Raw genomic sequence first — 17549 nt, 5'->3', positions numbered from 1 at the left:
ATTCGTTTTGCGGGGGCAAGCTCAGCGAAGTAATTACGTGGGGTCACTTCGTCGCGTGATGACGACAAGGTGGAACGTACCGGGGTTATGTGGATTGACATGGCTTTCGCGCGGACGCGTCAACCTGTGTGCGCGCGAACATTGCGGGCCGGTAATGGGAAACTCACGAAAAGAGGTCGCTTCTCTCGAAGCAAGATCGACTGCCTTTGCAATACGCTGCGGGTTCCGATCTAGTTGGAGAGTAAGGATGGACACGCCATACGTCGCAAAATGGGCGCGTAGCGAAGACAGCGTTCATGAGCAAGCGCTGCGACTTCGCACACGGAGGTTCGAGCTGCTGTCTGCAAATATTGCAAATGCGGATACGCCGAACTACAAGGCGCGCGATATCGACTTCAGCGCCGAGTTGGATAGGGTGATGGGCAGTGGCCAGAATTTTGCGGGCATGACCATGACTTCGCCGCGACACATCGAGGCAAGCAAGCCCGCGCTGGAAGAGGATCTGATGTATCGCGTCCCCCTGCAGTCGAGTATGGACGGCAACACCGTGGAGATGGACGTCGAGCGTGTGGCGTTTGCAGAGAACGCGCTGCGGATGCGGTTCTCCATTCAAAAGACTGCCGACGAGTACAAGGACATGCTCAAGCTCTACCAGGACATGCGGCCCTAGCGGGGAAACCGCGACTACTGGCAGGGCGGCTTGGGTGCGGCGACAGCGCTGGACGCGTCTCTGGAAGACGGCTCCGGTGTGCTCGCTGCGGATTCCTGCTTCGACGGATGTTTGGCTGTGCGATGTCGCGGGTTGGCCGCCCAGGCAACCCGTTGGTCGCGGGAGGCGTATCCCGTGTCTGAATGTCCAATGGCGAGGGTGTGCCACTGGGTCGGCTTCTCGCTGAGTCGATCACCGGTCGCAGGAGCCGGCAAAGCGTAGGCCAGCAAGGCAGAGCATGCGACGGCGCTAATCATCTGTATGGTTCCTGGACGGATGACATGAGGATCCTGTCATCCGCAAGATAGTACGCTCAGATTGCGGGCACATTACCAACGCATTACGGCGGGGCATTGGGGCGCTGACTCGTTGAGCTTTGTTGTTGCAATGCGGGGCACACTAGTTGCTAATAGTGTGCAACGGCGTGAATGCCGATTCAGACTGACTGGAGCCCGCGACAATGACCGAAAAGCTGCGCCTGGACATTCCTGTCTTGCTTCCTGGCCTTCCCGATTCCTCTGATCCCTGTGTAGAACGGTTGCTGTCCGAACTGAGAGGGAAAGAGGGCGTCGAGGCGGCGCATATAAAAACTGCAAATGTTGATAGCGATTCACAGATATGTGTCCACTACGATCCCGCAGCGATTTCCCTTGCCCGCATCCGGGAGCTGGTGACAAGCACGGGTGCGGTGATTTCGTCGCGGTTTGGTCATGTGCTTTGGCAATTGAAGGGCGTCTGGCACGAACGACGAGCGCGAACCGTAGCTAGCCAACTGCGGGCCTTGCCCGGCGTCATCGAGGCCGAAGTCAGCGCCTCCGGCATAGCGCGCGTCGAATTCGACAACGATCGGATCTCCGCGGCAGGGATCGAGCAGGCCCTGTCAAAACGCGGGCTCGCGCCGGTTGAGATCGGTGCCCGGAAGAGCGGTCATGCAGACCATGAACACCGCGAAGGCGTCAAGGATCATGCACATGGGGAAGGCGAGGGGCATGAGGCCCACGCACACGGCAGCGTGTTTGGCCCGAATACTGAGCTAATCTTCTCCCTGATCTGTGGGGCCTTGCTTGGTCTCGGATTTGCCGTTGGTAAGCTGTTCGGCAGCCTGCCAGCATGGATTCCGGTTGCCTTCTTTGTCGGCGCGTATTTTTTTGGTGGTTTCTATACCGTTCGGGAAGCGATAGAGAACCTCCGGCTAAAGAAGTTCGAAATCGACACACTGATGCTGGTAGCCGCCGCAGGGGCGGCGGCGTTAGGCGCTTGGGCGGAAGGCGCGCTACTTCTCTTTTTGTTCAGTCTCGGCCACGGGCTCGAACACTACGCCATGGGGCGCGCCAAGCGGGCGATCGAAGCGTTGGCGGCGCTCGCACCGGCTACAGCAAGTGTGCGGCGTGAAGGCGAGGTACGAGAGGTCCCCGTCGAGGAATTGCAGGTGGGGGATGTGGTGGTGGTTCGGCCGAACGAACGCCTCCCCGCCGATGGTTTTCTGGTAAAGGGGGCTTCCGCAGTCAATCAAGCGCCGGTTACTGGCGAAAGCATCCCGGTCGACAAGCAGCCCGTGGATGACGCCGCCGCAGCCAGGAGGAAGCCCGATGCCGTAGGGGCCGTGTCCCGCGTGTTCGCCGGAACCATCAATGGCGCCGGCGCCATTGAAGTGGAAGTGACGCGCCTTTCCACGGACAGCGCCCTGGCGAAAGTCGTCAAGATGGTCAACGAGGCCGAAGCGCAAAAGTCACCGAGCCAGCGGTTCACTGAGAAGTTCGAACGGATCTTTGTTCCTGCAGTGCTTGTGCTGGCGGTATTGCTGCTGTTTGCAGGGCTAGTGATCAATGAGCCGTTCAGTGCGACCTTCTACCGCGCCATGGCGGTGCTGGTTGCCGCCAGCCCATGCGCGCTCGCCATCGCGACACCGAGCGCGGTGCTGTCGGGGGTAGCGCGCGCCGCTAGAGGGGGTGTACTGATCAAGGGCGGGGCGCCGCTCGAAAACCTGGGTTCACTGAAAGCCATTGCATTCGATAAGACGGGGACGCTGACGGAGGGGCGCCCCCGTATTACCGATGTGATGGTCGCCGAAGGAGTAGCTGAAGCGGAATTGTTGAGCGTAGCGGTCGCCGTGGAGTCGCTCAGCGACCACCCGTTGGCTGCGGCCATTGCCCGCGATGGCCGCAAGCGCCTGGAAGGCAGTTCCATCCCGGAAGCGTCTCATCTCCAAAGCTTGACCGGACGCGGGGTCACGGCGACGTTGTGCGGTAAGACCGTCTGGATTGGCAAGCCTGACATGTTCGGCGCCGACGGGATTGCACCGCTTAGCGAATCGATGGCGAGCGCAGTGCAGACGCTGCGCAGCACTGGCCGCACGACAATGATCGTCAGGCAGGGAGATCGGGACCTCGGCGCCATTGGGCTGATGGACACGCCGCGCGCCTCGGCGCGCGCTGCCCTCGAGGCACTGCGCAGGCTGGGTATCACACGCATGATCATGATCTCCGGCGATCACCAGCGCGCAGCCGAAGCCGTCGCCAAGGACGTAGGTATCGATGAAGCCTGGGGCGATCTGATGCCTGAGGACAAGGTCAAAGCCATCCAGACGTTGCGCGCGGAAGCCAAAGTGGCCATGGTCGGCGACGGCGTCAACGACGCGCCGGCAATGGCCAACGCCACGGTGGGCATCGCAATGGGTGCGGCAGGTTCAGATGTGGCACTGGAAACGGCGGATGTTGCGCTGATGGCCGACGACCTCCAACACCTGCCTTTTGTGGTCGGTTTAAGCCGACATACGCGGGCCATCATCCTTCAGAACGTGTATATCAGCCTCGGCGTCGTGGCGTTCCTTCTGCCAGCCACGATCCTCGGCCTCGGTATCGGGCCCGCCGTGGCCATGCATGAGGGGTCGACGCTGATCGTCGTGTTCAATGCGCTTCGACTGCTAGCCTATCGCGACAAATCCCCATGACGGGCCCCGGCCGCAATGATGGCGATGCCAGATGCGGCGGCAGCTATGGCCGCCGACTCATTTGGCGGCATTGCCGCAACTTCCACAGAACTTTGCGTCGCGTGGGAGTAAGGTGCCGCATCGACTGCACGGCGCCGGAGCCAGTGAACTGCCGCATTGCTGGCAGAAGCGCGCGCCCTGGGCGCTCACCGTGCCGCAGTTGGGGCAGTGGACGCCGGCGGGGCTTTGTGGTGGCAAAGGATTCCCATAGCCGTAGCTGCCGCCACCATCATGATGACCTCCTCGACGACCGTGCTCACTTCCGCCGCCGTGATGACCGCCGCTGTGACGGCCCATGAGCCTTTCCAAGAAACCCATCATTCCTCCTAAGTGGATGGATCGTCGCTGCGGCCCCGTGGTGTCGGGTGCTGCGACGACTTGCGCTGCTACGCGTCAGCCAATGCCTGTAGTAAATAGTCTGTAGTGACTACAGGGTCAATGGTCGGTGGATGCGAAGAACGGAATAAGTTGAATACGAGGCTCTTTCTTTCGAAAACGTCATGATCCCGATAGTTGCTGGCCATGTCGTGAGAGCGCATGGAAGGCGGGCTGTCTATCGGCTTGGCGCAAGGGTTTCCGTGAGGATGGCATCCCGCTGAGGAGCCTCGGGGAGGCCAGGAGCTTTGCCTTCCGGGCATCCGGGTGCGTGAAAGATTGCTGCAGGCGGGGTGCCACCCCGTGTCGCTGCGGCCACCTGCCCCGGCTCAGCGGTGGGGGTGCCGGGGCCGATCGGCGCCGTATAGCTTGCCACCAGATACACCGGCCGCCGCTTGACTTCATTGAACAGACGCCCAACATATTCCCCGAGCACGCCTAGGAAAACCAGTTGCAGGCCGCCCAGCAGAAGCAGGGCGGTCATCATGGATGGGTAGCCGTGTACGGGGTCGCCGTAGAGCAGCGTCTTGCCAACGATGAAGGCGGCCATGCCAAAGGCGGGAACGGCAACAAGCAGGCCGATCGAGGTTGCAAACTTGAGCGGCACGGTGGAAAAGGCAGTGATGCCATCCACGGCAAAACGCAACAGCTTGCGGTAGTTGAACTTGGTCGTCCCGGATGCCCGCGCGTCACGCCGATACAAGACGGCCGTCTGCCGGAATCCTATCCAGGCATACAGCCCCTTCATGAAGCGGTGCTGCTCCCGGAGTTGTCCGAGTGCGGCAACGGCACGACGGCTCATGACGCGGAAGTCGCCGGTGTCGGCCGGAATCTCCGTATCGCTGAGCTTGCCCATCAGGCGGTAAAACCAGTGCGCGGTGAACTTCTTGAGGAACGATTCGCCATCCCGGGAAGTGCGCGTGGCGTACACCACGTCGAACCCCTCGCGCCATTTCTCGATCAACGACGGAATCAGTTCGGGCGGATCCTGCAGATCGGCGTCGATGATCACAACGGCGTCGCCGCTTGCCACGTCGAGGCCCGCCGTTAGCGCGGCTTCCTTGCCGAAGTTGCGACTCAGCTCGACAATGCCGACGCGCGCTTCGGCCGCCTTGAGATTGTGTGCAACCGCCAGTGATCGATCGCGGCTGCCATCGTCCACGTAGATAATCTCGTAGTCCGATGCCAATCCATCCATCACGCGGAGAAGCCGAAAGTGAAACTGTGGCAGGACAGCTTCTTCATTGAAGAGCGGTACGACGACCGAGATCTTCTCTGGCAGCAGGCTGGCGGCATTCATCGCATCGCTCCATTCATGAACGTCCAATTTGCATGGAGTACGTAGTTGACCAACATGACGAAAATTGTCGAGAGGATTTGAGCAACCAGGTAGTGAAGCCCCAATGCTAGTCCAGCCCACATCAGAAGTGAGTTAAGAAAGAACGCCAGCGCGGAAACGAGAATGAACCGTCCGAAAGTGGCGCGTTGTGGTCGGACTGGTGTGAACACCCATCGGCTGCTGATGCAGTAGTGCGTCAGAAGGCCTGCAACACTGCCGGCGGCAGACGCCGGTAGCGCTGCAACCCCGAAACCGACCAGCGTGATCAGTGTTGCGTAGTGTGTAGCGGTTGCCGTCGCCCCCGCGCCCAGAAACCGTACAAATCGTGATGGGATGTTCATGGTTTTTGCACCAGAACGTTGACGCCATGTCGTCCGATCACAGTTGTGTTGCCGCCGAGCAGCGGTCTCAGTCGATGAAACGTCTCGTGCCGCATGACCGCGAGCTTGTGACCAGGGGTCAGCCATCGCTGCGCAAAAGCTTCTTCATTAGCAATCCACTTGTCGGGCTCGACCGAGAAGCCGAGATCCAGCTCGGATCTGGCCCCGACAATGATCGGTTCTCGTTCGGCGTAAAACGCCAGACCTCGGTCAATCTGGCCCACGTTGAACAGTTGTGTGTTGTCGCGGGACGCCGCCTTGGCTTCCAAGCCAAGTGGTTTGATGGAGAGGGACCCAAACGCCCGAGACGCCATCAAGCCAGCCTGAAGGCTGGCCAGCGTCGCCAGCGAAGCGACGGCAACCGCGCAGAGCCTGTGGCCGCGCAGGGCGATCCCAAAGGCCAGGAAGCCACCGATGACCAGAATGCCCATCGTGATGGCGCCCCAGGTATGCAATGAGGCCGGATTGCTGATATTGAGCTTCAGTACCGCATTCGACATTGTCGGATGCCATAGCAGCACGGCGATGGCAACGCCGAGCACAGGCATGGCAAGAAAGCTTGCCGCCAGTGTGGGGCGGGCTGCAGTCATGGATCTGTACGCGAGCAAGACGGCCACCGGTGGTAAGGCGGGCAGGATATAGAGCGGCAGCTTCGAGCGCGAAATCGAAAAGAAGGCAATGACAACGACTACCCACAGCGACAGAAACAGTCGTGCGTCGAAGCCAGGCGTTGCCTGTGCGCTGCGAGAGCGGAGTGCGATAGCACGGGGAATCAAGCCCATGAACGGCAGGACGCCTGCCGCACCAACGGCCAGGAAGAACCAGAATGGCTTGTCCCGCTCGTGAACCGAGGACGAGAATCTCGCGAAGTGTTCGTGGATGAAGAAGTAATTCAGAAATTCGGGGTTGCGCTGGGACACCACGACAAACCAAGGCATGGTGATGGCCACCGCAAGCAGGCTCCAGCGCCAGAATCTCGCGCTAAAAAATGCGGAAAATTGTCGAGTGACCGCCCCGTATAGCAGCAGCGTGATTCCTGGCAGTACCAGGGCAATCAGGCCTTTGGCAAGAAATGCCAGACCGACCAACAACCAGATCAGGGGGTATAAGCGAGGTTCCCGATTCTGGTAGGCCACGGCGAAAACGAGAGCGGCACTGCCGAGCAGTGCGCCGACACCAATGTCTGTTGTTGTCAGATTCGAGCCGAGAATCCAGAGGGGAGCGCCGATGAGCACCAGCGCTGAGGCGAGGCCTATGCGCGTGTCATAGAGCGATCGCGCCGCCCACCATGCGGCGAGTGCGCCCAGCAGTCCCACAAGCGCACTCCAGATCCTTGCTGTCCACTCGGACGGCCCGAAGAGCGTATAGGCGCTGGCGGTCGCCCAATACTGCAGGGGCGGCTTGTCGAAGAACTTGATGCCGTTCAACCGCGGCGTGACCCAATCGCCGGAGACGAACATCTCGCGCGGAACCTCGGCGTAACGACCCTCGTCGGGTTCATAGAGGGGACGCACGGATAGCGTGGACATCCAGAGGACCACCGTGAGTGCGATGGTCAAAGCCATGAAAATCTGTCGCTTCAAGAGACTGCCCGTCCAGGTGTGCGGTGGCCACTGCTACCGCGCTTGGTCAAATGCTCTCAGGGCGCAACGACATAGATGCCGGATGTGGTTCGTCGCCGTCGTGATGTTGGATCATGGAGCAGTTCACGCGGCGCCGCTTGACGCCCCACGAGCCGAGGATGCGATTCACGCGGGAGTCCGAAGGATGGCGACTTGGCCAGCAGAGAGCGAACAGCGGGATTCTAGGGCGCTCACCTGTCGGGGGGATTACGAGGTGATGACGGCGCAGTCCGCCGTCGAGTGCTTTGCGGCAGAAGAAGTTGCCTGACGAAGCGTCAGCGTTAGCTCATGGTAACCCAAGTGCTTCGGAGAACGGGCGTCGGGTTCGATGCGTTGGTGCGTAACCATTCGGCAATGTCGCCGCAATGTTCTGCATAGTAAACTTGACGCCCCGCAGTTGTCAGCGGGCCTCATCACCCTTAGTACGCCGGGGTGCAGCCCTCGATGGGATCGGCGGGCGATGCTTATGACAACGCCATGTGTGAAAGCTTCTTTGCAACGCTCGAATGCGAGCTGCTGATGCGTTCGCACTTTGCCACGCATGATGACGCGCGGCGCGCCTTGTTCACTTGGATCGAAGGCTGGTACAACCCACATCGCTTGCACAGCGCGTTGCGCTATCGAAGCCCGCAGGAGTTTGAAAGGATGACCGCCCATGACAAGGATCTGACGCAACACTCAGCCTTCACCGCCCCATCACAAGGAGACAACCCATCGAACTAAGATTCCAATGCAGATCTGTCCGAAAAAACGGGGTAACCCCAATCGTCGGTTTGCCTGGCACTGCGCCCGTCTTGCCAGTCTGCAGGCCGAGCAAGCTTCTCTTCTACATTTTTGATCGCGCTACACCGAGAACTTCGCAGACCAGCTTCACAGGTCGTCCCCCGCCAATGAGGTTGAGCGCGCAAATTATTTTCGCGAGGTCATCACCTCCACTGCCTCACGGAGAATCTCGTTCTCCATGGTCTTCTTGCCCCAGCATGCGCTGTAGCTCACGGACTTGCTTGAGCGCGTCGCTCAGGCTCGATGGCGGCACGACTTCTTCACCAGCCCTAACCGCCGATAGACTGCCGTCCTGGTACAGCTTGCGCCAATGAAGGAGGTGATTCGGATTTCCGCCTTGCTGGCACGCCACCATCAACACCGTCTTGCCCGGCTCACAGCTCTCGCGCTCAATCGAAACACAGTCGTATGCCCCCGCCTGTAAGTTCATTGTAAGGGGGAACTGTGTCCGGCAATTCAGGGGGCCGCTCCAGGCTCGCTCCATCCGGATAGCCCCCCCGAAAGCAAGTAAATCGATTAATTATGCGTAAATGAACTGCGCATAAAATAAGATCGCGTCTTGGCACGACTTCCTAAAGCGAGAGGATACAGGCGATGGCCCAGAATGGTGCAATAGTCTTGGAGGCGCCCAGCGGCGATCCAGATGCCGCTGAGTTGCAAGCGGTGGAGATGGAAGCGACCTTGCAGAGCCTGATGCAGCTTGGATTAGTGACGTCGTGGCTGCGGCTCGCCGACAGCTCGTACCGAGTGGAGGTCGATGGAGAAATCATGGAGCAGCTCTCAGTACTCGGATGGGCGCGCAACTGCTGCCCTCGGCGGGCACCCGAATCTCTGGAGTAGCCGCAACTCCCTCTGAGCGTAAGGCGGCGTAGCTCCAGCAGTCTACGTGCACGTGCGTAATGCATTCGGGAAGCGGCTTCTTGACTGGCCGAGCTCATTTTCGCGGCCCGGTCGGTCGAGCCCGGCGCACACTTTAGATCGTGGATGATTTCGCATGGCAACATGCTTCCGGCGAAGATCACGTTATTTGGATGGGCGAGCGCTGGAGCCGTGAATGGATTCTAGTGCTATGCGGCTCACTAAAGCCCAATTGAAGGTGGCCGGGTGTGACGAGCACGCGCTTGATTGGTTGGACTGACGTCCATGGCCATCATTTGATCATCGGCCGCTGTTTGTAAGGTCTTAAGAGGCCTTCCCTCAGGTCCAGCGATCGCGGCGCAACCGCAAAACCGACTGTCAGGCTCCCTCCTCCTTAGTCGCTCGACACAACGCCCTATCCCCAACTTCCCGGTCGATGGCTCCGCACGTCATCTTCCCGTAATCCTTTCGACAGGTCAGGACCCTAAAATCTGTCATCCGGATGCAAAAATATCGCGTTCGAGACATTGCAACGGCCACCTCGCGGCCCAAGCCCTTTCCGTGAATACGGTCTGCAGACTCGGGATCGAAAAGAAGCGCGTGTCCGTTGCAAAGCCCCAGCACCACGATCCTGCGAGTAGCTTTCGGAAGTGGCACAGGCGACGCGTACGTCTGATCGGCAGAAATTTAACCGTAACTACATGGGCCTGCTCTCAAAACGACGGATTTTGCCTGTCTTGACGATGACACTGGCAATGGTCCTTTGGATGTCGACACTAGCCATTCGCCCGCTGTATGAACCCGATGAGGGGCGTTACGCAGAGGTTCCGCGGGAAATGTTCGTCTCGGGCGACTGGGTCACGCCGCGGTTAAATGGCGTCAAGTTCTTCGACAAGCCACCCCTTCAGTATTGGGCGACCGCCGGCGCCTATACGCTTTTCGGGCCGTCCGAATGGACAGCAAGGATCTGGAGTGCTCTTGTGGGACTGCTGGGCGTACTTGTCGCATGGTGGGCTGCGCAAAAGCTCTATGACAAGCACGTTGGCCTGGCTTCAGCGTCGGTACTTATCGGCGCACCCTTATGGATTCTCGGCTCGAATCTGACAACGACGGACATCGGCGTCGGCTCACTGCTCGGCAGTGCGGCTCTCGTTTTCGCTGTGGCTTACCAGCGTCGGGACTATCGCTTATACCCGATTATCTGGCTGTTGGTCGGTCTGGCATTTCTTGCCAAAGGCCTGATCGCTCTCGTATTGCCAGCAATAACGCTGGCGCTGTACGTGGCGATCACGCGACAGCGATCCGCGTTCTTCAGCGGGAAATTCTGGCGCTGGAGTCCGCTTGCGGTGGCAATCACAGCGCCTTGGTTCATTGTGGTGTCCTTGCGCAACCCCGAATTTCTGAACTACTTCTTTATCCACGAACACTTCGCAAGGTTTTCTTCCGCGATACACGAGCGAGACAAGCCAGTCTGGTTTTTCCTTGCCGTTGCCGCGGCGGGTGTGCTGCCGTTCATTGGCTTGATCCCTCGTGCTTTCTCTTTCTGGTCTCGCAGCGCTCGGGCGACGCAGCACTTCGATTCGAGATTGTTTTTGTCACTCTGGGTTGTTGTTGTCCTTACCTTCTTCTCGATCTCCCGCTCCAAGCTGCCGCTGTATATCCTGCCAGCCTTTCCACCGATGGCGGTGCTGCTTGCGCACCGTGCTATGTCCGGAGTCCGCCCCACGTTGGCTGCAAGCTTTCTTGCCATGCCAGTGCTCGCGGTGACGATCGGCTTCCTGCTGTGGCATCCGACCTTGTCAAATGCGCTACTGAAGCGCGACGTCAGCGATCCGGCAACGTTGCAGACCTGGGGCTCCATCACCGTAGGCATTCTCGCGATCGGTGGCTTTCTGGCCTTTGGGATCGCCCTGCGCGGCCGCAGGCTCTGCGCGGTTGCCGTCGCTTCGCTGGCGACGCTGGCCGGCCTTCAGGCTGGCTTGATGGCGTCTCGGGCGTTTGGATCCCTCTCCATCAAACCACTTGGCTTGGAAGCCAAGGCGGCGTCCCGCGTTGACACAGAACTGTTCGACGTGGGACAAATTGACCGAGGCCTAGCATTCTACACCGAGCGATTACCTACCATTGTCGGCGCCAGATCCGAGCTAGATCTTGGCTTCTCGGTCGAGCCTGGAAAGTTGATTGCTAATGAAGAGGCCTTTGCGCAGCGATGGAAGACCCCTGGTCACAAGCTCGCGGTCATGCGGCACGAGACGTTTCATCGACTGAGACCGCTGCTCGGTGGCGACACAACTGTGATCGGTCGACAAGGCGTCAACGTCCTGGTGCAGAAGCCATGAGGGTCCCGTTACGATTTGTGCGGTTTCTTGGTGCGGGAGCTACGGCAACCGCCGCCCACTATGCAACGCTAATAGCGCTGGTCAGGTTCGGGGCCGCAGCGCTTCCGGCATCTGCCGCCGGTAGTGTTGTTGGTCTTTTGGCGCACTACTTCATCAGCAGCCGATGGGTGTTCACACAAGTCCAACCACAACGCGCCACCTTCGGACGGTTCATTCTAGTTGGCGCTCTGGCATTTTCTCTCAATTCGCTACTGCTGTGGATAGGACTAGCGCTGGGGCTGCACTACCTCGTTGCACAGGTTTTGTCGACCATTTCGGTCATGCTGGTCAACTACGTAATCCATGCAAATTGGACGTTCATGAATGGAGCGATGCGATGAATGCCACCAACCTGCTGCCAGAGAAGATCTCGGTCGTCGTGCCGCTCTTCAATGAAGAAGCTGTCCTGCCACAATTTCACTTTCGGCTTCTCCGCGTGATGGATGGATTGGCATCGAACTACGAGATCATCTACGTGGACGACGGCAGCCGCGATCGATCACTGGCGGTTGCACACAATCTCAAGGCGGCCGAAGCGCGCGTCGGCATTGTCGAACTGAGTCGCAACTTCGGCAAGGAAGCCGCGCTAACGGCGGGCCTCGACGTGGCAAGCGGCGACGCCGTTGTGATCATCGACGCCGATCTGCAGGATCCGCCCGAACTGATTCCCTCGTTGATCGAGAAATGGCGAGAGGGGTTCGACGTGGTGTACGCCACGCGCACCTCCCGAGATGGCGAATCGTTCCTCAAGAAGTTCACCGCGCACTGGTTTTACCGTCTGATGGGCAAGCTCAGCGATACGGAGATTCCGGCCGACACCGGCGACTTCCGCGTAATGAGCCGTCGTGCCGTTGCCGCCCTCGGACAACTCCGGGAGCAGCACCGCTTCATGAAGGGGCTGTATGCCTGGATCGGATTTCGGCAGACCGCAGTCTTGTATCGGCGCGACGCCCGGGCATCCGGGAAGACCAAGTTCAACTACCGCAAGCTGTTGCGTTTTGCCGTGGATGGCATCACTGCCTTTTCCACCGTGCCGCTCAAGTTTGCGACCTCGATCGGCCTGCTTGTTGCCGTTCCCGCATTTGGCATGGCCGCCTTCATCGTTGGCAAGACGCTGCTTTACGGCGACCCCGTACACGGCTACCCATCCATGATGACTGTCCTGCTTCTGCTGGGCGGCCTGCAACTGGTTTTCCTAGGCGTGCTTGGGGAATATGTTGGGCGTCTGTTCAATGAAGTCAAGCGGCGGCCAGTGTATCTGGTGGCAAGCTATACGGCGCCGATCGGCCACGGCACCCCCACCGCCGAGCCAGGGCAAGTGGCCGTAGCGACACGGGGTGGCACCCCGCCTGCAGCAATCTTCCACGCACCCGGGTGCCCGGAAGGCAAAGCTCCGGGCCTCTCCGAGGCTTCTCCGCGGGATGCCATCCTCACGGAAACCCTTGCGCCAAGCCGGTAGACAGCCCGCGTACCATGCTCTCTCACGACATGGCCAGCAACTGGATCATGACGTTTTCGAAAGAAAGAGCCTCGTATCCAACTTATTCCGTTCTTCGCGTCCACCGACCATTGACCCTGTAGTCACTACAGACTATTTACTGCAGGCATTGGCTGACGCGTCGCAGCGCAAGTCCTCGCAGCACCCGATTCATGCACGAGCTAAACTCTTACATCCAGTGGTACAACGAGCGGCGCATCAAGTTGTCACTGCGTGCAATGAGCCCGGTCGAATACCGGCGCCACCTTGGCATCGCAACTTAACTCAGTCCAAGAAATCGTCCGCACCCCGGCTCCAGTCAGTCTGAATCGGCATTCACGCCGTTGCACACTATTAGCAACTAGTGTGCCCCGCATTGCAATAACATAGCTCAACGAGTCAGCGCCCCAATGCCCCGCCGTAATGCGTTGGTATTGTGCCCGCAATCTGGGCGTACTATCTTGCAGATGACAGGATCCTCATGTCATCCGCCCAGGAACCATACAGATGATTAGCGCCGTCGCATGCTCTGCCTTGCTGGCCTACGCTTTGCCGGCTCCTGCGACCGGTGATCGACTCAGCGAGAAGCCAACCCAGTGGCACACCCTCTCCACTGAACATTCGGACACGGGATACGCCTCCCGCGACCAACGGGTTGCCTGGGCGGCCAACCCGCGACATCGCACAGCCAAACATCCGTCGACGCAAGAATCCGCAGCGAGCACACCGGAGCCGTCTTCCAAAGACGCGTCCAGCGCTGTCGCCGCACCCAAGCCGCCCTGCCAGTAGTCGCGGTTTCCCCGCTAGGGCCGCATGTCCTAGTAAAGCTTGAGCATGTCCTTGTACTCGTCGGCAGTCTTCTGAATGGAGAACCGCATCCGCAGCGCGTTCTCTGCGAACGTCACACGCTCGACGTCCATCTCCACGGTGTTGCCGTCCATACTCGACTGCAGGGGGAAGCGATACATCAGATCCTCTTCCAGCGTGGGCTTGCTTGCCTCGATGTGCCGCGGCGAAGTCATGGTCATGCCTGGAAAATTCTCGCCACTGCCCATCACCCTCTCCAACTCTGCGCTGAAGTCGATATCGCGCGCCTTGTAGTTCAGCGTATCCGCATTTGCAATATTTGCAGACAGCAGCTCAAACCGCCGCGTGCGAAGCCGCAGCGCATGTTCGTGAACACTGTCCTCGCTACGCGCCCATTTTGCGACGTATGGCGTGTCCATCCTTACTCTCCAACTAGATCGGAGCCCGCAGCGTATTGCAAGTGCAGCCAATCTTGTTTCGAGAGAAGCGTAACGGCCCGATGAGCACCGTCCTTGACGCGTGAAGCAATACGTTTGGGGCTCTGACGGTCAGGCGCGGGCGGCGTCGATGGGCTGCAATTCAGCTGCGACGGCCCAGGGCAGCAGTTCATCGATCCGGTTGATCGGATGATCGGCGATGCGGCTCAACACGTGACGCAGATACGCCTCGGGGTTGAGGTCATTGAGCTTGGCCGTTCCGATGAGCGTGTACATCGCCGCGGCCCGTTCCCCGCCACTGTCCGCGCCTGCGAAGAGGAAATTCTTGCGTCCCAATGCGACGGCGCGCAGCGCGCGTTCGGCGCTGTTGTTGTCGATCTCCAGTTGCCCATCGCCGGCATAGCGCACGAACGCTTCCCAGCGCTTGAGCGTGTAGAGGATGGCCACCGTGGTGTCGGACTTGCGGGAGAGCTTGGCCATCGTCTCTTCCAGCCAAGCTTTGAGCGCTGTTAGTCGCGGTACAGCCTCGCGCTGCCGGGTCTCCTGGCGCAGGTCTGGCGGCTGCCCTCGGATCTCGCGCTCGATGTCATAGAGTTCGCCGATGCGCGCCAGCGCCTGTTCGGTGACGGCATTGGGGCGCACCGCATGCAGCTCGTAGAACTTGCGTCTCGCGTGCGCCCAGCACGCGGCTTCTTGCACTCGGCCAGTTTCATAGACCGCGTTGAAGCCAGCATACGCATCGGCTTGCAAGGTCCCGCCGAAGGATCGCAGATGGTGCTGTGGGTGTTCACCCTTACGATCGGGCGAGTAGGCGAACCACACTGCAGGCGGCGCGGCGTTGCCCGATGGTCGATCGTCACGCACGTAGGTCCACAGCCGTGCCGTCTTTGTCTTGCCATTGCCCGGCGCCAGCACCGGAATCGGCGTATCGTCGCCGTGCACCTTGTTGCCACCCATCACGTAACGCTCCACCGCTGCGACCAGCGGGCTGAGCAACGCCGAGCAGCCACCGACCCAGTCACCCAGCGTGGATTCTGGCAGATCGACCCCTTCACGTTCCCAGCGAACGCGCTGACGATACAGCGGCTGGTGGTCGCAGAACTTCGAGACCAGCACGTTGGCCAGCAAGCCCGGGCCGGGGATGCCTCGATCGATGGGACGGCTGGGTGCCGGTGATTGCACGATGCGATCGCAGCCCGTACAAGCAAGCTTCACGCGCCGATATCGGATGACACGTAATCGTGCGGGGACGAGTTCGAGCTGCTCGGAGACGTCTTCGCCGAGGACTTCGAAGGTGCCACCACAATCGCAGCACGTGGTCTCCGTCGGCGAGTGAATGACGTCTTCGCGTTCCAGGTGCGCCGGTAGCGGGTTGCGTCCACCGTTGCTATGGGCCGTGCGCGAGCGAGGTGCACTTGCCGCAACGACGCCTTCATCGGTCTGCAGTTCTTCGAGCTTTAGTTCGAGTTGCTCGATCTGCCGGTCCAGCTTCTCGGACCGGTGACCGAACTGCTGGCGCTTGAGCTTGGCAATCAGTAGCTTGAGGTGTTCGATCTCGATCGCATGGTCGCGCAGTGCGCTGTCACGCGCGATGATCATCGCCTTGAGGGCGGCGATGTCATCGGGAAGCGTGGCGGGATCGGTTTGCATGTCCCGCAGTGTAGGAAGCGGCGCAGCAGTTTACAAGGCCAGTGTCGGGCGCCAGGTCCGTTCTGGCTTGCGCCAGTCGATGCCCTCGAGCAGCATCGAGAGTTGCGCCGGCGTTAGGTGGACCTTGCCGCTGTCAGCCTGGGGCCAGACGAAGCGGCCTCGCTCCAGACGCTTGGCCAGCAGGCAGAGACCGTCACCGCTCCACCACAGCACCTTGATCAGGTCGCCGCGCCGACCGCGGAAGACAAAGACGTGACCGCTGTACGGGTCCTCAGACAGCGTGGTGTGTGCCTTCGCAGCCAGGCCATTAAAGCCGCAGCGCATATCGGTAATCCCCGCAGCCAACCACACCCGTGTTCCGGCAGGCAATCCAATCATGCTGTTAGCGACGCCATCAGCGCATTCAATATAGCAATGTCGATGGGACCGGTGAGGCGGATCGTGCCGCGCTCAAGTCGGATCTCCACGGCACCTTCGTGCCGCAACGCCGGAACGACAGGCATGGAGGAGATGTCCTCGACGGTCACCGGCAGCATCGTGGACGAAGACTCGTGCTCGCCATCGAGAGCCATGCGGCGCCACTTGAAGACCTGATTCGTATTGAGGCCGTTGGCCAGCGCAATCGCCGACACAGACGCATTGGGCTGCATACACTGCGCGACGATATCGCGCTTGAACGCTTCGGAGAACCGGCGCCTCTGGATGCGCCTCTCCGAAACGGGATCGGGGAGTGTCTTCATAAGTGTCCGCCTAAATTAAGCGGACGCCTATGCTGCCCGCTAAGACACCAGAGCTTGCCTACCCGGTCTCAATTGCGGAAGACGGTACTCGCCGGGCCGTTACAGAGAAGCGCCCTCTTTTCATGAATTTCCCATTACCGACCCGCAATGTTCGCGTGCACAAGCATTGAAGCGTCCGGCAGGAAAGCCCTGTAATCCAAATATCCCCGGTACGTTTCGCCTTGTCGTCATCACGCGACGGAGTGACCCCACGTAACTACTTCGTAATCTGACCGTCATCTGCAGATTTCTATACTCGCCCCACCAAATTAATTTCGGGTCTTAATGAGGAGAATCCATGAAGATTAGTCGCATTGCCGTCGCATCCCTCGGTCTGTTCGCTACAACCGCATTCGCTCAATCGAGCGTCACGCTGTATGGTGTGGCCGACGCGGGTATCGAGTATCTGAGCAACGTCCCATCGGCTTCGCCCGGTGGCTCGAACCAGGTTCGCATGACCTCCGGCAACATGTCGACGTCGCGTTGGGGCCTGCGTGGCGTCGAAGACCTTGGCGGCGGTCTGAAAGCCATCTTCGAATTGGAAAGCGGCATTTCGTTCGACACCGGCGCACAGAACAACAGCACCCGTCTTTTTGATCGTAGTGCCTTCGTAGGATTGGGTAGCAAATATGGTCAACTGACGTTGGGTCGTCAAACGACACCAATGTATGACACCACGCTGCAACTCGACCCGATGGGCTTCGCGCCGCGCTACTCGCTCTTCAAGATGGATGACGTCTTGGCGGGTCGCGCTGACAATGCTATCAAGTACCGTGGCATCTTCAGTGGCCTGACGGTCACCGGCCTCTACAGCTTTAGCCGCACCGGCGGCGGCGAAGTGCCGGGGAACTACAAGGTCGATCGCAACATGGGCGTGTCGCTCATGTACGAAACCGGCGCCCTCGCTGTTGGCGCAGTGTACGATGAATTCCAGGGTACCTCCGTCGCCACGGCCGACCGCAAGGA

General features: G+C 59.9%; 15 protein-coding genes and 3 pseudogenes. 9 read left to right on the top strand and 9 right to left on the bottom strand.

Annotated elements, in window-relative coordinates; translation table 11 throughout:
* The first annotated feature begins 247 nt into the window (after nt 1–247).
* The gene (gene flgB, locus D769_RS24970) at nt 248–670 is read left to right on the top strand and encodes a flagellar basal body rod protein FlgB (protein WP_008650726.1); all 423 of its coding nucleotides are present in this window, start codon (nt 248–250) and stop codon (nt 668–670) included.
* A gap of 499 nt (nt 671–1169) precedes the next feature.
* The gene (locus D769_RS24965; RefSeq protein ID WP_011514822.1) at nt 1170–3659 is read left to right on the top strand and encodes a heavy metal translocating P-type ATPase; all 2490 of its coding nucleotides are present in this window, start codon (nt 1170–1172) and stop codon (nt 3657–3659) included.
* A gap of 57 nt (nt 3660–3716) precedes the next feature.
* Here the strand turns inward: D769_RS24965 and D769_RS31425 are convergent, their stop codons facing one another.
* The 4 genes from D769_RS31425 to D769_RS24945 form a co-directional block, all read right to left on the bottom strand.
* Nucleotides 3717–3995 carry a zinc ribbon domain-containing protein gene (locus D769_RS31425; RefSeq protein ID WP_223277440.1) on the bottom strand — a complete coding sequence of 93 codons (279 nt, stop codon included), beginning with the start codon at nt 3993–3995 and terminating at the stop codon, nt 3717–3719.
* 256 nt (nt 3996–4251) lie between these two features.
* Nucleotides 4252–5373, bottom strand: a complete 1122-nt coding sequence (locus tag D769_RS24955) for a glycosyltransferase family 2 protein (protein ID WP_008650723.1) — start codon at nt 5371–5373, stop codon at nt 4252–4254.
* Complete coding sequence (locus D769_RS24950) at nt 5370–5753, bottom strand: GtrA family protein (protein ID WP_008650722.1); 384 nt, start codon at nt 5751–5753, stop codon at nt 5370–5372. Before D769_RS24950 ends, D769_RS24955 begins: the two co-directional genes overlap by 4 nt.
* Nucleotides 5750–7357 carry a glycosyltransferase family 39 protein gene (locus tag D769_RS24945; protein ID WP_008650720.1) on the bottom strand — a complete coding sequence of 536 codons (1608 nt, stop codon included), beginning with the start codon at nt 7355–7357 and terminating at the stop codon, nt 5750–5752. The genes D769_RS24950 and D769_RS24945 overlap by 4 nt, the downstream gene beginning before the upstream one ends.
* A gap of 483 nt (nt 7358–7840) precedes the next feature.
* Here D769_RS24945 and D769_RS24935 point away from each other — a divergent pair.
* Nucleotides 7841–8137 (top strand): annotated as a pseudogene (locus tag D769_RS24935) (integrase core domain-containing protein); the annotation flags it as partial.
* 41 nt (nt 8138–8178) lie between these two features.
* Here the strand turns inward: D769_RS24935 and D769_RS24930 are convergent.
* A pseudogene (locus D769_RS24930) lies at nt 8179–8627 on the bottom strand (transposase); the annotation flags it as partial.
* Nucleotides 8628–8791: 164 nt separating this feature from the next.
* Here D769_RS24930 and D769_RS24925 point away from each other — a divergent pair.
* The 5 genes and pseudogenes from D769_RS24925 to D769_RS31420 form a co-directional block, all read left to right on the top strand.
* The gene (locus D769_RS24925) at nt 8792–9037 is read left to right on the top strand and encodes a hypothetical protein (protein WP_008650714.1); all 246 of its coding nucleotides are present in this window, start codon (nt 8792–8794) and stop codon (nt 9035–9037) included.
* A 761-nt stretch (nt 9038–9798) separates the two neighbouring features.
* Entirely contained in the window at nt 9799–11394 is a 1596-nt protein-coding gene (locus D769_RS24920; RefSeq protein ID WP_040011244.1) for a glycosyltransferase family 39 protein, read from the top strand.
* A complete protein-coding gene (locus D769_RS24915) occupies nt 11391–11774 on the top strand; it encodes a GtrA family protein (RefSeq protein ID WP_008650712.1) in 384 nt (127 codons plus the stop codon). The genes D769_RS24920 and D769_RS24915 overlap by 4 nt, the downstream gene beginning before the upstream one ends.
* A complete protein-coding gene (locus D769_RS24910) occupies nt 11771–12892 on the top strand; it encodes a glycosyltransferase family 2 protein (protein ID WP_008650709.1) in 1122 nt (373 codons plus the stop codon). The genes D769_RS24915 and D769_RS24910 overlap by 4 nt, the downstream gene beginning before the upstream one ends.
* A gap of 200 nt (nt 12893–13092) precedes the next feature.
* Nucleotides 13093–13194: pseudogene (locus D769_RS31420) on the top strand (IS3 family transposase); the annotation flags it as partial.
* A 534-nt stretch (nt 13195–13728) separates the two neighbouring features.
* Here the strand turns inward: D769_RS31420 and flgB (D769_RS24905) are convergent.
* The 4 genes from flgB (D769_RS24905) to D769_RS24890 form a co-directional block, all read right to left on the bottom strand.
* Complete coding sequence (flgB, locus tag D769_RS24905; RefSeq protein ID WP_008650708.1) at nt 13729–14136, bottom strand: flagellar basal body rod protein FlgB; 408 nt, start codon at nt 14134–14136, stop codon at nt 13729–13731.
* A 129-nt stretch (nt 14137–14265) separates the two neighbouring features.
* On the bottom strand, nt 14266–15804 hold the full coding sequence (locus D769_RS24900; protein WP_008650706.1) for an IS66 family transposase: 1539 nt from the start codon (nt 15802–15804) through the stop codon (nt 14266–14268).
* A 30-nt stretch (nt 15805–15834) separates the two neighbouring features.
* Nucleotides 15835–16182, bottom strand: coding sequence for an IS66 family insertion sequence element accessory protein TnpB (tnpB, locus tag D769_RS24895; RefSeq protein WP_008650705.1), 348 nt, complete (start codon nt 16180–16182; stop codon nt 15835–15837).
* Entirely contained in the window at nt 16179–16544 is a 366-nt protein-coding gene (locus D769_RS24890; RefSeq protein ID WP_008650703.1) for a transposase, read from the bottom strand. Before D769_RS24890 ends, tnpB begins: the two co-directional genes overlap by 4 nt.
* Before the next feature lie 337 nt (nt 16545–16881).
* On the opposite strand from D769_RS24890, the gene D769_RS24885 reads away from it, so the two are divergent.
* Nucleotides 16882–17549, top strand: a 668-nt coding sequence (locus D769_RS24885; RefSeq protein ID WP_008650701.1) for a porin, incomplete at its 3' end; no start/stop codon positions are given.

The sequence above is a fragment of the Cupriavidus sp. HMR-1 genome (genome assembly GCF_000319775.1).
Lineage (GTDB): Bacteria > Pseudomonadota > Gammaproteobacteria > Burkholderiales > Burkholderiaceae > Cupriavidus > Cupriavidus metallidurans.
The sequence above is the reverse complement of the archived record's forward strand: the minus strand, read 5'-3'. Positions and strand labels throughout refer to the sequence as shown.